The 13,957-nt window shown below is 64.8% G+C and carries 13 protein-coding genes; 7 read left to right on the top strand and 6 right to left on the bottom strand.

Translation table 11 applies throughout. From position 1 onward, the window contains the following. The first annotated feature begins 237 nt into the window (after nt 1-237). Nucleotides 238-564, top strand: coding sequence for an SdpI family protein (locus tag NNX38_RS11970; RefSeq protein WP_304661715.1), 327 nt, complete (start codon nt 238-240; stop codon nt 562-564). Here NNX38_RS11970 and NNX38_RS11965 read toward each other — a convergent pair. Continuing rightward, a complete protein-coding gene (locus tag NNX38_RS11965) occupies nt 561-1,226 on the bottom strand; it encodes a GntR family transcriptional regulator (protein WP_255798209.1) in 666 nt (221 codons plus the stop codon). The two genes, NNX38_RS11970 and NNX38_RS11965, sit on opposite strands and share 4 nt — an antisense overlap. Before the next feature lie 150 nt (nt 1,227-1,376). Here NNX38_RS11965 and NNX38_RS11960 point away from each other — a divergent pair, with 150 nt between their 5' ends. Further along, complete coding sequence (locus NNX38_RS11960) at nt 1,377-2,159, top strand: NAD(P)-dependent oxidoreductase (RefSeq protein WP_255798208.1); 783 nt, start codon at nt 1,377-1,379, stop codon at nt 2,157-2,159. Nucleotides 2,160-2,283: 124 nt separating this feature from the next. Further along, a complete protein-coding gene (locus NNX38_RS11955) occupies nt 2,284-3,246 on the top strand; it encodes a catechol 2,3-dioxygenase (protein WP_255798207.1) in 963 nt (320 codons plus the stop codon). A 66-nt stretch (nt 3,247-3,312) separates the two neighbouring features. On the opposite strand, the gene NNX38_RS11950 is transcribed toward NNX38_RS11955, so the two are convergent. From NNX38_RS11950 to NNX38_RS11930, 5 genes are all read right to left on the bottom strand, one after another. Next, nucleotides 3,313-4,188, bottom strand: a complete 876-nt coding sequence (locus tag NNX38_RS11950; protein ID WP_255798206.1) for an ABC transporter ATP-binding protein — start codon at nt 4,186-4,188, stop codon at nt 3,313-3,315. Beyond that, nucleotides 4,178-4,951, bottom strand: coding sequence for an ABC transporter permease (locus NNX38_RS11945; RefSeq protein WP_255798205.1), 774 nt, complete (start codon nt 4,949-4,951; stop codon nt 4,178-4,180). The genes NNX38_RS11950 and NNX38_RS11945 overlap by 11 nt, the downstream gene beginning before the upstream one ends. Then, on the bottom strand, nt 4,948-5,787 hold the full coding sequence (locus NNX38_RS11940) for an ABC transporter permease (protein ID WP_255798204.1): 840 nt from the start codon (nt 5,785-5,787) through the stop codon (nt 4,948-4,950). Before NNX38_RS11940 ends, NNX38_RS11945 begins: the two co-directional genes overlap by 4 nt. Continuing rightward, a complete protein-coding gene (locus NNX38_RS11935) occupies nt 5,787-6,764 on the bottom strand; it encodes an ABC transporter substrate-binding protein (RefSeq protein WP_255798203.1) in 978 nt (325 codons plus the stop codon). Before NNX38_RS11935 ends, NNX38_RS11940 begins: the two co-directional genes overlap by 1 nt. A gap of 143 nt (nt 6,765-6,907) precedes the next feature. Then, on the bottom strand, nt 6,908-7,990 hold the full coding sequence (locus NNX38_RS11930; RefSeq protein WP_255798202.1) for a PLP-dependent cysteine synthase family protein: 1,083 nt from the start codon (nt 7,988-7,990) through the stop codon (nt 6,908-6,910). Nucleotides 7,991-8,188: 198 nt separating this feature from the next. Here NNX38_RS11930 and NNX38_RS11925 point away from each other — a divergent pair, with 198 nt between their 5' ends. The 4 genes from NNX38_RS11925 (at nt 8,189) to NNX38_RS11910 (ending at nt 13,655) form a co-directional block, all read left to right on the top strand. Then, a complete protein-coding gene (locus NNX38_RS11925) occupies nt 8,189-10,696 on the top strand; it encodes a CAP domain-containing protein (protein ID WP_255798201.1) in 2,508 nt (835 codons plus the stop codon). A gap of 296 nt (nt 10,697-10,992) precedes the next feature. Beyond that, the gene (locus tag NNX38_RS11920) at nt 10,993-12,168 is read left to right on the top strand and encodes an SDR family oxidoreductase (protein WP_255798200.1); all 1,176 of its coding nucleotides are present in this window, start codon (nt 10,993-10,995) and stop codon (nt 12,166-12,168) included. Nucleotides 12,169-12,180: 12 nt separating this feature from the next. After that, nucleotides 12,181-13,110 (top strand): NADP-dependent oxidoreductase, encoded by a 930-nt coding sequence (locus NNX38_RS11915; RefSeq protein ID WP_255798199.1) that lies wholly within the window; start codon nt 12,181-12,183, stop codon nt 13,108-13,110. 317 nt (nt 13,111-13,427) lie between these two features. Continuing rightward, nucleotides 13,428-13,655, top strand: a complete 228-nt coding sequence (locus NNX38_RS11910) for a hypothetical protein (RefSeq protein WP_255798198.1) — start codon at nt 13,428-13,430, stop codon at nt 13,653-13,655. Nucleotides 13,656-13,957: the final 302 nt, after the last annotated feature.

Genomic DNA, 13,957 nt, shown 5'->3' with positions numbered 1-13,957 from the left:
ACAAAAACAAATAGCGGAACGGCAGCCCCCATGCTCCCCGGTCCCACGCTGGAGGTCACCCTGGTCCCGGCAGCGGACTGACCTATGCGTTAGATTCGATGGCATGACTACGGGGACATTTGAGCACGTTTTGAGCAGCACGCCGCCCGACAGGAGCGTCCTGCCTCGCCCAGGAGCCGCAGACCGTGGCTGAGGAGCTTGGCGGCCTGATCCCCTTATTACTTTGTCCTCGTCCTCCTGCCGGGCGCCTGTGTTGCAGTCACGCGCCAGGCAGCTGAGGGCCTCATCGGAGCGAACGGTGCCGTCGGGATCCGCACCCGATACACAAAGATGTCCGATGCGGCCTGGGTCGCCGGGCACAGGGCGGCCCTGCCGGTAGTGAAGAAAATGTGGCCCGTTGCTGGTTTCGGACTCTCGGCAGCGGTGGCCGTGCAGCTACTGGCCGGCGGTCCGACAGGTCACGGCGTTGCCCTTCTGGCCCTTGTCTTCCAGACGGTGGTCCTCATCCGTGCTGCCGCAGCCGCTAACCGCGCCGCGCGCTCGGTTGGCGGGAACTCGGCTTAGTGCGCGGATGCAGAGCCTGTCCGGCGGATGGCATCGGCAATGCTCACCATGTGGGCCTCCATCATCCGGGCGGCCTGCTCGCCCTGCCCGGTGCAGATGGCCTCAATGATGTCCACGTGTTCCGGCAGCGAAACGTTGGCACGCCCAGGCTGGACCGCCAGCCGGAACTGGTGGCGCACATTCTGTGCCCGCAGCCTTTCGATGGTGGCCCCGGCGGTTCCCTGGCCGCTGATTTCCACGATGCGCCGATGGAGCTTGGAGTTGATCTCCGAGTAGCGCATCAACTCTCCGGACTTTACGGCGGACGCCATATCGTCGGCCATCTGCCGGAGTTCGGCGACCTGCCCGGCGTCAATCCGCTCCGCTGCTTTGCGGGCACACAGCGCCTCCAGCACGCCGCGGACTTCAATGATCTCCACGGCCTCTTCCACGGGCACCGACCGCACGCGGGCCCCGCGGTTCTGCACCCGCTCCACCACGCCTTCGACGGCGAGTTCGGCAAGGGCGGAGCGGACCGCGCTGCGGCTCGCTTTGAACTGCGTGCACAGGTCCGCCTCCACAAGCCGCTGGGACGGCACTAGCTCGCCGTCAAGAATTGCGGTGCGGATTGCGTCCGCCACCTGCGCAGCGTTACTCGTGGTCGCTGCTGCATCTGCTGTCATTGGAAACTCCTCGGCGGAACGGCACCCCGCCCGCTCTCATTTTAGTATCACGCAAAGTTATCACTGCATTGCCGGGTCCTCCGCAGCCGCAGCTTGGAATTGTTGACAATCATGGCAATAATCGGCGGACAGCTACGAGAGGACACGACCATGACTGCGGTGACCGTACTGGGCCTGGGTGAAGCCGGACGCCTGTATGCCCTTGGACTGGCGGAGGCCGGGGCAGATGTACGCGGCTACGACCCCTACACCGACGCACGGGAGGCCGGCATCCACCAGTTCGGCTCGCTCGCCGATTCCGTTGACGGAACCGATCTGGTCATCAGCCTGGTCGGCGCCGCCGCCGCCCGCAGCGTCGCGGAGCAGGCACTGCCGCTGCTTCCAGCCAACGCAGTGTTCGCGGATTTCAACACCGCCGGCCCGGAGGACAAAGCCGGACTCGCCGAACTCGCCGCAGGCCACGGGGTGGATCTGGTGGACGTGGCCGTAATGGCACCGGTCCCCCGCGCCGGCAGCCGAACCCCGCTCTTGGTCAGCGGCACCGCGGCGGACAGGTTTGCCGCCCTGATGGAAGGCTTCGGCAGCCCCGTCGAAACGATCCCCGGCGCCCCCGGGGCCGCGGCAGGCCGCAAACTGCTGCGCAGCGTCTTCATGAAGGGGCTGGCCGGTCTGGTGCTGGAGTGCCGGGCCGCAGGGAGGGCGGCCGGCGCGGAGGAGTGGCTCCTGGCGGAAATCGCCGGGGAGTTGGGGCCGGACGGGCCGGACCTGGTGACCCGCCTCCTTCAGGGGTCGCAGACACACGCCGTGCGGCGCGCCCACGAGGTCGAAGACTCGCTGGCTTACCTCCGGGGGCTTGGCACGCCCGCCTGGATGACTGAAGGCACGTTCAGCTGGCTGTCCGCGCTGGCTGCGGACGGCGCCGAAGCCGACTGACCCGCATTGGCTGCGAAATTGTTGACAATACTTGGAGCCGCTGGTTGACTCTCAGCACTGCTTCGGGACCGGCAGACCGGCAACGAAGCCCGTGCCGTTTGAGCAGACCGCAAAGGAAACCGCAATGCCTAATGCTTTTCGCGACGTTGCCCATTTGGGCTTCGTGGAACTCTATACCCCGGATTTTGACAAGAGCCTCTGGTTCTTCACCGAACTGCTGGCAATGCGCGAAGTCGCGCGCGACGGCGATTCGGCCTACCTGCACGCGTGGGATGACTACGAACACCACACCATCAAGCTGACCGCCCACGAGACCTCCGGCGTCGGGCGCCTGGGCCTGCGTGCCGCCAGCGAAGAGGCTCTGCAGCGCCGGGTCGCCGCCATCGAGGCGGCAGGACGCGGGATCGGCTGGCACGACGGCGGCCCGGGCATGGGCAAGACCTACGCCTTCACGGATCCGGACGGGCATCCGATGGACATCTATTTCGAGAGCGAATGGCATGTCCCCACCGAGGAGTCCCGGCCGGCCCTGAAGAACCAGGCGGACCGCTTCCCGGGCCGCGGAGTGAATGCCCGCCGGCTGGACCATGTGAACTTCCTCGGCGCAGACGTTGCCGAGAACGGCCGGTTCGTGGAAGAGGTGCTGGGCGGCAAGCCCACCGAACAGATCCGGCTGGACAACGGCCGGCTTTCCGGCCAGTGGTTTACCTTCTCCAACAAGTCCTATGACCTGGTCTACAGCGGTGACTGGACCGGCAGCAGCGGCAGGCTGCACCACGTCGCGTTCGCCACCGACACCCGCGAAGACATCCTCAAGGCTGCGGACATCTTCCTGGAAAACGGCATCCACATCGAAACGGGGCCGCACAAGCACGCCATCCAGCAGACCTTTTTCCTGTACGTGTATGAACCCGGCGGCAACCGGATCGAATTCTGCAATGCCGGTGCCCGCCTGATCCTGGCGCCGGATTGGAAGACCATCGAATGGACCGAGGCCGAGCGTGCCAAGGGCCAGGCCTGGGGCATGAAGACCATCGACACCTTCCATACCCACGGCACTCCCCCGGTGGAGCTTCCCGCCGACTGACCCCGGTATAACGACTTACGGCCCCTCCTTCGCGGGAGGGGCCGTAAGTCGTTTGTTCTAGCGGATTCAGCGCGCCGCGTCCGGCCGGTGGCCCTTCTTGGCGAGCTGGATCTGCTCGTAGACGTGGTGGCGCAGTTCCGTGAAGCGCGGCATTCCCCGGGTCTCCAGCTGGTCGCGGTCCTCCGGGAGATCGATTCGGATATCCTCCTGCACCACGGTTGGCGAGGAGGACAGGATGATGACGCGTTCACCGAGGTACACGGATTCGTCGATGTCGTGCGTGACGAACAGGATGGTCATGCCCAGGTCCTTCCACAGCCGCCGGGTAAGGTCCTCCAGATCGGCACGGGTCTGGGCGTCGACGGCGGCAAACGGCTCATCCATCAGCAGCACCTCCGGCTGGTATGCCACCGCGCGGGCAATGGCCACCCGCTGCTGCATGCCTCCGGACAGCTGCCAGGGATAGGACTTGGGCACGTGCTCCAGTCCCACCGCTTCCAGCGCGTCGGCAACCCGCTGCCGGCGTTCCGCCTTGGGCACGCCGGCGTTCTTCAGGGGCAGTTCCACGTTGTCCGCAACCCGCAGCCAGGGAAACAGGGAACGGCCGTATTCCTGGAACACCACAGCCATTTTCTTGGGCGGTGCCGTCACCTTCTTGCCGTCCAGCAGCACTTCGCCCTCGGTGGCTCCAAGCAGTCCCGCGATGCACTTGAGCAGGGTGGTTTTGCCGGAGCCGGAGGGACCGACCAGACAGGCCAGCTCGCCGTGGCCCAGGTCGAAGGTGAGGTTGCGGACGGCTTCGATGGGGCCGCCGTCGGTGGAGTAGACCTTTTTCAGCCCGCGGACCGAAAGCAGCGCTTCCCCTTCGGGCAGGGTACGCCCGGACGGTGTGGCGGCCGCCGGCGCCGGAGTTGTTTTGGCGGAGATGGCGTCAGGCTGCATTTTCTACCTCTTTAAGGCCGTGGTACCAGCGCAGCACGCGCCGTTCGCACCATTGGAAGATCAGGGACAGGGCCAGGCCGATCAGGCCGAGCACCAGGATGCCGGACCACATTTCCGGGATGGCGAAGGACCGTTGGAACTGCAGGATAGTGAAGCCCAGCCCCGAGGAGGAACCGAACATCTCCGAAATGACCATGAGGATCAGGCCGATGGACAGCGACTGCCGGATGCCTGCCATGATCGTCGGTGCGGCTGAAGGCAGCACCTGGTAGCGGATCCGGTTCAGCCCGGAAATGCCGTAGGACCGGGTCGTTTCGTTCTGCACCGGGTCGATGGAGCGGACCCCTTCGATGGTGTTCAACAGCACCGGCCAGATGCAGCCGACCACAATCACGGCAACCTTCATGCCGTCGTTGAGGCCCACCAGCAGGATCAGCACCGGAACCAGCACCGGGGGCGGCAGGGCACGGAAGAACTCGAACACGGGTTCGGTCAGCGCCCGCAGTGTCCGGTTCAAGCCCACCAGCAGCCCGACGACGATGCCCAGGATGATCGCGATGGCGAGCCCCGCGAGCAGCCGCCCCACCGACGGCAGGACATCCCCGGTGATCCGCCCCTCAAACCAGGTGGGCCCGAAGACATCCACCAGGGCGGAGGGCGTGGGCACGAAGAAGTTCGGTTCGCCGCGGGTGGAAGCCCACCAGAGGAGCACCAGCAGCAGGGGCAGCGCAACCACGTAGCCAAGACTCTTGAGCGTCTTCACAGCACCACCTCTCCGCGGACGGACGGATGCCAGGACAGCAGGCGCTGCTCGACCTGGCGCATCACGATATTGATCGCCACGCCCAGCAGGCCGGTGGCCAGCACCAGCGCGTACATGCCGGAGATGGCACCGCCGGACTGGGCATCGGCAATCTCACGCCCGAGTCCGGGCGAGCCAATGATCAGCTCGGCGGTGATGGCCAGGATCAACGCCACGGAGGCCGCGAGACGGATGCCCGTCATCAGGTACGGCAGCACGGTGGGAAACACCACATGCCGGATCCGCTGCAGCTTGGAGAAGCCGTAGGACTGCGCCGTCTGCGTTGCCACATTGTCGACGTCGGCCACCCCGTAGAGCACCTGGATCAGCACCTGCCAGAAGCAGGCATAGATGATCAGCATCAAAGAAGATTCGATTTTGACGCCGAACAGCAGCACGGCCAGCGGGATCAGCGCAACGGAGGGAACCGGGCGCAGGAACTCGATGGTGGAGTTGGTAAAGCGGCGCAGGAACGGACTCATGCCGATCACCAGGCCCAGGATGCCGGCGGCGACGACGGCGGCTGCTAGGCCGATGGCCCAGGCCATCAGGGTGTGCCCCACGGCCACCCAGAAGGCAGTCAGCCCGAAGTCCCGGACGAGGGCGATGATGACTTCCGAGGCAGGGGGCAGGAAGCGGGGCTGGACCAGGCCGACTCGTGGAACCAGTTCCCAGATCAGCAGGAAGCCAAGGACCCCGGCCAGGCCCAGCACCGGCTTCGGCACTGGGCGGCGCGCACCCGGCCGGGCTGCGCGTGGCTGCGCAGCCCGGCCGGGTTCCAGCACGTCAGTACTCATTACGGCAGCAACTCATCCAGCTTCGGCTCTTCACTGATCAAACCGTCACTGAGCGAAAGCTCCGCAAGCGTTTCCACGCCGGCACGATTGATTTCCGTGGTGAAGCTGGGCAGGGTGAGTGCCTTCGCGGTCTCGGCGTCGATCTTCGTGTAGGTGAGCAGGACTTCGCGGACGGCGTCCGGGTTCTCCTCCGCGTATTCCAAGGACTTGTTCATGGCCGCCGTGAATTTCTCCACCGTCTCGGCATCGTCCTCGGCCTTCGCCGACGTCGTGAAGTAGCCTGCGACGGTCAGGTCCTCCGCGGTATCCACGTAGTTGGAAGCGATCGGCGTGGACCCGGCGTTCTGGCCGCCGGTCAGGAAGGGCTCCACCACCTGGATGGCGTCCACCTGGCCGCGTTCCAGGGCAGCCTGCATATCGGGGAAGGCCAGTTCCACGAACTCGATGCCCGACGGGTCACCGCCTGCCTTGCGCACGGAGGCCCGGACGGTGGTGTCGTTGATGTTGTTGAGCGTGTTGACGGCGACCTTCTTGCCAGCGAGGTCCGCCGCCGTCTCGATCCCGGCATCCGGGTTGACCAGGATGCCGCCGAAATCGGCGCCGTCCTCGCCTGTCGACGCCGCTCCAGCGGCCACCACCTGCACATCCAGGCCCTTGGACTTGGCCACCAGCATCGAGGAAATGTTGCTGAAGCCGAAGTCCATGCTGCCGCTCATGACGGCCGGAACAATGGCCGCGCCGCCCTGGGCCGGCTGCAGTTCCAGCTCCAGGCCTTCCTCTTCGAAGAAGCCTTCCTGGACGCCGAGGTAGATGGGGGCAACATCGACGATGGGAATGACTCCGACCGTCACCTGGGTGAGCTCACCGCCACCGGCCTCGCCGGTGTCTTCGGCCTCCCCGCTGGGCGACCCCGAGCCGCAGGCGGCCAGAGCCAGGACCGCAGTGGAGGCGGCGAGCACCCTAAGAATTGGCTTCATTGTCATTCCCCGGTTTCCGTGTAAAAAGTTAGCTAGGTCACACACACGGTATTTTTGGTAAACACGATTGTCAACAATTCTCAATAACGATCAAGGAGCGGTGCCTGCCGCCATTGCTCCGGCCGCGGTCCGCCCGGAGCGGATCAGCCCGCAGGCCACCGCCCGGTCCGGAACAGTTCCTCCAGCACGGCCGTGGCCCGGGCCGGATCCAGCCCGCGGGACTCCAACCAGGCGTCGTCGCCGTAGGACGCGGTGTACCGGTCCCCCGAGTCGCACACAAGCGAGACGATGCTTCCGGCACGGCCGGCCGCTTCCATTGCTGCGGCCAACTGCCAGACACCCCAGAGATTGGTGCCGGTGGAGGGTCCCGCATGCAGTCCGGTGATTCGCCGCAGGTGCCGCGAGGCGGCAACCGAGGCGGCGTCGGGGACCTGGATCATATGGTCGATTACCGCCGGAACGAAGCTGGGTTCCGGCCGGGGCCGGCCAATACCCTCAATCCGGGAGGGCCTTCCGGCCGCGGGCTCCCCCGGGTTCTGCCAGGCGGGGAAGAATGCGGAGTTCTCCGGATCCACCACTGCCAGCCGGGTGGGATACCGGTGATAGCGGATATAGCGGCCGATCGTTGCACTTGTCCCGCCGGTACCGGCACCCACCACTATCCAGTCCGGCAGCGGATGGTCCTCCTGGGCCATCTGGGAAAAGATCGACTCGGCAATATTGTTGTTGCCCCGCCAGTCGGTGGCGCGTTCGGCATACGTGAACTGGTCCATGTAGTGCCCGCCGGTGCTGGCCGCTACGGCCTCGGCAGCGGCGTACACCTCGGAAGGCTCCTGGACGAAGTGGCAGCGCCCGCCGTAGTGCTCGATCAGCCGGATCTTCTCCGCACTGGTGGTCTGCGGCATCACGGCCACGAACGGCAGTCCCAGGAGTTGGGCGAAGTAAGCCTCCGAGACGGCAGTGGAACCGCTGGAAGCCTCCACGATGGTGGTGCCCTCGGTGATCCAGCCGTTGACCAGGCCGAAGAGGAAGAGGGAGCGGGCCAGCCGGTGCTTGAGGCTGCCGGTGCGGTGGGTGGACTCATCCTTCAGGTAGATCTGCACGGACCAGCCGGCCGGGACCGGGACCTGGAACAGGTGCGTGTCAGCCGAGCGTGCCCCCTCGGCCTCGATGCGTCGGATGGCGGTTTCGGCCCAGCTGCGGTCCGGAAGCGTAAGAGTGTTCACGTTTCCAGCCTACGCGGCAGGCTCTGACATCCGTAGATAAATAAAGTCCCGGTATTTGGAACGTGTTGCACGGGAAAGCCTATTCGGTGCTGGTACATTTCCATTCGCACATCTTTTAGCGCAACTTATTATTTACCCCCTTTTCGAGAGGCACCATTTATGCACTTCCGCCGGAAAACCTTTCTGCCCGGCCGCGGCATGGACAAGACTGCAGTGGCAGCCGGTGCCTTTCTCATGGCTGTTTTGATTACGCTCGGAACTGTCAGCGCAGCGCCACCGGTCATGGCGGCTCCCGCAGGAGCCACTGAAGCACAGGTGCTGAAACCCGCAGCGTGGACAGCCAGCGAACAACAGATCATAGATGTCTTCAACGGAATCAACGCGTTCCGCAAGAGCGAGGGACTTCCTGCCCTGCGCATAGGAGTCAACGCGTCCGCCGTTGCACAGGAATGGTCCCGGCATATGGCCGATACCGGTTTACTGGTGCATTCCACCAGCTACCACAAAGATTTGCGGGTGTCAGGCTACTCTTCAGCTTCCGAAAATATCGCCTACAATTCCCCCGCCGACGCGCCGCTACTCGTCACGCAGTGGATAAACTCCCCTGGCCACAATGACAATATGAGCCGCCGGGAAGACAACGTTATTGGAATAGGCCTTTCCACCGACGGGCGGGAACGGCTATGGGGTTCCACAACTTTCTATACATACCGCACCGTGCCGGAGGCAACCTATGCCACTGCGGAGGAATTCCTGGCCGCTACCGCCCTGCCTCCCGTGCCGGCCGAAACACCGGCCATCCTGGGAACAGCAGCATACGGACAGACCCTCGGGTTGAAGGAAGCCCGTTGGCCGGCCGGAACCCAGCTTACCTATCAGTGGTATGCCGAACTATGGAAGATTCCCGGTGCCACCGAGGCAACACTTCGAGTCAATTACGCCCCCGGCACTAATATCTGGGTGGGAGTGACAGCGACGGCACCTGGTTACCGCACCACAACCGTCTTTTCCGCTGCGACCCCGGTAATTCCGCGACCCACATCGGTGGAAATCTTCGAGGAGCCCACAATTGCCGGCATTCGTGCATGGGGTGAGACACTGACCGTTGCCCCTGGGAAATGGACCGACGGAGCAACGCTGACGTACCTGTGGAGCACCGGCGAAACCGGGCCCACCCATGTAATCCAAGACTTTGAGACGAATACGTCCGTGACCGTCACCGGAAGCGCTTCCGGAATGTCTCCGAAGAGCATTGATTTGGCTATCGATATCCCGGCACCGCAACTGGCTTATACGGTAAAGCCCTCCATCAAAGACGTCACGGCCATTGTCGGTAAACCCATCGTTCCGGATTCCGGAAGCTGGAACGCGAATCCGGTCCTTAAGTACACCTGGCTCCGCGACGGTATGGAAATAAGCGGTGCCGAGGGTGCCACCTCCTACACACCCGTCCCTGAAGACATCGGCGCGGCCATCTCCTTTTCGGTGCAGGCCTCAGCGCGCGGCTACAACCCTCTCACGGTCGTGTCCAACCCTACGGTCCAAGTTGTCGCCGCGCCGGCCGAGACGGTCAAGAACCTCGTTAAGCCCGCCATCTCAGGAGCGGCAGTCCAGGGACAGACACTGACCGTCGAACCGGGAACATGGAGCGACAAAGCTTCGCTGTCCTATCAATGGCTGAGCGACGGAAAGGCTATTGAGGGTGCCACCGGGAAATCCCTCAAACTCACGGCTTTCCACACTGGGACTAGAATCTCCGCGAAGGTTACCGGCAGCAGAACCGGATTCACTTCCGCCTCCGTCACCACGGCACCCACCGCCAACGTGACCATCCGGTCCGTCGCCTACCAGTCCGGACCCGTCATCACCGGAACCCCCACGGTAGGCGAAACCTTGACCGCCGCCCCGGGGACCTGGGACAAGGGCGTCCAGTTCACCTACCAGTGGAACCGTGGAGGCAAAGCCATAACCGGGGCCACTTCGAGCCGATATAAGCTCGACATCGGCGATTCCGGTAGCACCATCACTGTCACTGTGACTGGGTCTGCACCCGACTACGCCAGTACCGCGGTTACGTCCAGCCCTACCGCCATAGTCCGAGGGAGCACCACGCCGGTAACAGCACCGTTCAAGGATGTTCCGGTTGACATGCAGTTTTCCGAGGAAATCCGTTGGATGGCCGCTGAGGGTATATCGACTGGCTGGGACGACGGCACGTACCGTCCCCTAAATCCCGTGGCGCGTGATGCGATGTCCGCATTCATGTACCGCCTTGCGGACGAGCCGTCCTTTGCTGCTCCGAACGTCTCCCCGTTCGCGGATGTGCCGGTAAATAGACAGTTCTTCAAGGAAATGTCCTGGCTCGCCGATCAAGGCATCAGTACCGGGTGGACCGAAGCCAATGGAACCCGCACCTACCGCGCCTTGGAGCCGGTAAAGCGCGATGCCATGGCCGCCTTCATGTACCGCTTGGCCGGTTCCCCCGCCTACACCGCCCCGGCTATTTCGCCCTTTGCAGATGTCACCACCGGCCAGCAGTTTTACAAGGAAATGGCCTGGCTGGCCGATCAAGGCATCAGTACCGGGTGGACCGAAGCCAATGGAACCCGCACTTACCGCGCCTTGGAGCCGGTAAAGCGCGATGCCATGGCCGCCTTCATGTTCCGGTTCGACCAGAAGGAATACAAAGTGTCCGGAGCACGATAAGACCAGCGGCCTGCGGGGCCGGACGATCCTGACTTTCTAATCCTTCGCTAAACAGCGCGACGGCGGCACCGGCCCAGGTGCCGCCGTCGTCACCGTTAATGCGTCAGGGTCTTTGGGAAAGGACCAGCCGTGAGGAAAAGGGAGCGGACCAGCCGGCCGGGACCGGAACCTGGAACAGGCCTGATGGATTGTCCGCCCCATGCGGCAACCCCCGGGATTTTCATAAGCACGCTGATGATCGATATCGTCGAGGTACTGGCCGTTGACCAGGTATTACGGAATCAACAGGAGAACCCATGGAAACCTTCCCTGAAGCAGCCGCCGAGTCACATGCCGGCGCCAACCCGACGCCCGGCATCATCGAACAGGACCAGGCCCACACCGCGGCGCCGCCCCACGACTCGGGAGCCGGCGTCGTGCTCGTGGCCGGCGCCGGCGGAGTGATCGGCCGGCATGCCGCGGACGAGTATGCCCGCCGTGGCTGGAAGGTACGCGGAGCCAGCCGCCGCCCCGTGCCCGGCGCAGACTGGGAGCATCTGTCCGTGGACCTGCTGGATGCCGACAAGGCCCGCGAAGGCCTGGCCCCGGCGGCGGACACCACCCATCTGGTCTTCGGTGCCTACATTGAGCGTCCGACGTCGGCCGAATTGTCCGAGGTCAACACCGCTCTCCTGCGCAACACCTTGGACGGCCTGCACGCCGCCGGGGCTCCGCTGCGCCATGTCACGCTCTATCAGGGCGGGAAGGCCTACGGCGCGCATCTGGGCTACTTCAACGCCCCGGCCAAGGAACGGGATCCGCGGCTGATCCAGCCGAACTTCTACTACGACCAGGAGGACCTGCTGCGCGAGGTGGCCGCCGAGCGCGGCTTCACCCTGACCGTGCTGCGTCCCGAGGGCGTGATCGGCTACGCCACCGGCAACCCGATGAACCTGCTGATGGCCATCGCGGTCTACGCCAGCATCAGCAAGGAACTGGGCCAGCCGCTGCGTTTCCCCGGCACCGTGGCGGCATACGATGCCCTGTACCAGGTCACCGACGCCGAGCTGCTGGCCCGCGCCGCCGCATGGGCAGGCTCGGAACCCACCGCCGCAGGGGAAATCTACAACATCACCAACGGCGACCAGTTCCGCTGGCGGCAGCTGTGGCCGGCCTTCGCCAGGTACTTCGGCATGGAATACGCAGAGCCACAGCCCGTGCCCCTGACGGATGCAATGCCGCAGTACCGTGCCCTCTGGAAGCAGATGACCGCACGGTACGGATTGGAACAGATCCCTTACGAAGAACTGGTGCGCTGGGAATTCGCCGACTTCATTTTCCGCTCGGAGTTCGACAACGTCTCCTCCACCATCAAGGCCCGCCAGGCAGGTTTTGCCGACTGCCTGGACTCCGAAGACCGGTTCCTGGAGCTCTTCGACCGGCTGGCACAACAGCGCATCATTCCGGGGCCCACGGCCCCGCTGCAGAAGTAAGAGGAGTTCCCCATGAAGATTGTTGGCATCCGTGCCTTCGGCGGCCCCGAGGTCTTGGAGGTCCTCGACGTGCCCGAACCCCATGCCGGCCCCGGCGAGGTCCGCATCCGGGTCCACGCGGCCGCGGTCAGCCCCACCGACACCGTGCTGCGCTCCGGCGCCCAGGACATGGGCGGGCAGGAGCCGCCCTATATCCCGGGCATGGACGCCGCCGGAGTGGTCGACGAGGTGGGTGAGGGCGCCGGCTGGCGGATCGGCGACGAAGTCATGGCCCTGGCCCTGCCCCGGGCCGCACGGCGGGGCGCCTATGCCGAGTACTTGGTGGCACCGTCGGACTCCATCGCACGGATCCCGGCCGGCGTCGGGCTGGAGGCCGCCGCCACGCTGCCGATGAACGGACTGACTGCGGTGCAGACCTTGGAGAAACTGGACCTTGCCGAAGGCTCGGTCCTGGCGATCACCGGTGCAGCCGGAACCCTCGGCAACTATCTGATCCAGCTCGCCAAGGAGGCCGGACTGACTGTTGTTGCCGATGCCTCCCCGCGGGACGCTGAGGTCGTAACGGCACTGGGGGCGGACCACGTGGTGGAGCGCGGCGACGACGTTGCCGACCGGATCCGGGAGCTTTTCCCCGACGGTGTAGACGCCGTCGCGGATGCGGCGGTGATGAACGAGCTGGCAGCGGGCGCTGTGCGCGACGGCGGCGGGTTCGCCACCGTACGCGGGTGGGACGGGCATCCCGGCCGCGGCATTACGGTGCATCCGATCCGAGTCGCCGAGGAGTACTCCTCCGGGGTGAAGCTGGACCGGCTGCGGGCGCTGGCCGAAGCGGACCTGCTCAGCCTGCGGATCGCGGACGTCCTGCCCGCCGAACGGGCTGCCGATGCGCACCGCAGGCTGGAGGCCGGCGGCCTGCGCGGCCGAATTGTCCTGACTTTCTAATCCTTCGCTAAACAGCGCGACGGCGGCACCGGCCCAGGTGCCGCCGTCGTCACCGTTAATACGTCAGGTTCTTTGGGAAAGGGCTATCCGGGGCACCGGCGCACTGTTATGGTCATCGGCATGGGAATACTGATATTCGAGTAGCGCCGCGCGCTCGAACCCACCGCAGACACCATCCATTAGAGCTTGTTGAGGCACTGCCTCCGAGTCCGTCCGTCTGCCCAGCCAAAACCTCCCGGTAGAACCGGTGTGCCTTCCGCACGCCCGGACGGTGTCCCTGACATAACCTCAACGGCCCAGAGCCATTGGAGGACACCATGCGTGTACCCAAAGAGAAAAAGCCCGAAGCCCCACAACCCGTATTGCCGCTCGTCGAGATCCATCTCGCTCCCGCGGCCGAAGCACGGCTGAGCGAGGCGAGCGCCCAGCAGCTGGGCTCTGCCCCGGAGACCGCCCTGCCCGGCTGGCAGAGTCTCGGCAAAGACCACAAGCCCACCCGTGCGACCACCAGGCAGGGACCGCGGGAGCGAAAGGTCCGGTGGTAAGTAGCTGAAGGGCATCTTCGGCAGCCCCGCTCTCCCCGGAGCGGGGCTGCCGTCTTTGACTCCCCGATCGGAGCAGGGAACATCCCCCGAATAGGTCGCACCGGCAACCCAAATCAAGCTGCCGTCTGGTGGGGTCCGGGGCGTTCGGTCATGCTGGAAGGGAGGCAGCGGCCCGGCGTCGCGCCCCGCCCGCGAAAGAGCGGCGGACAGCATAATTTCCCCGCAGCCAGATGGCAAATCGGAACGGAGTTCCGGCCGGTGCGCGGCAGGAGCCACGGCGGAGTGGTCCGCAATACGTCTAT

Source organism: Arthrobacter sp. zg-Y238 (assembly GCF_024385525.1).
GTDB classification, from domain to species: Bacteria; Actinomycetota; Actinomycetes; order Actinomycetales; family Micrococcaceae; genus Arthrobacter_B; species Arthrobacter_B jinronghuae.
The sequence above is the reverse complement of the archived record's forward strand: the minus strand, read 5'-3'. Positions and strand labels throughout refer to the sequence as shown.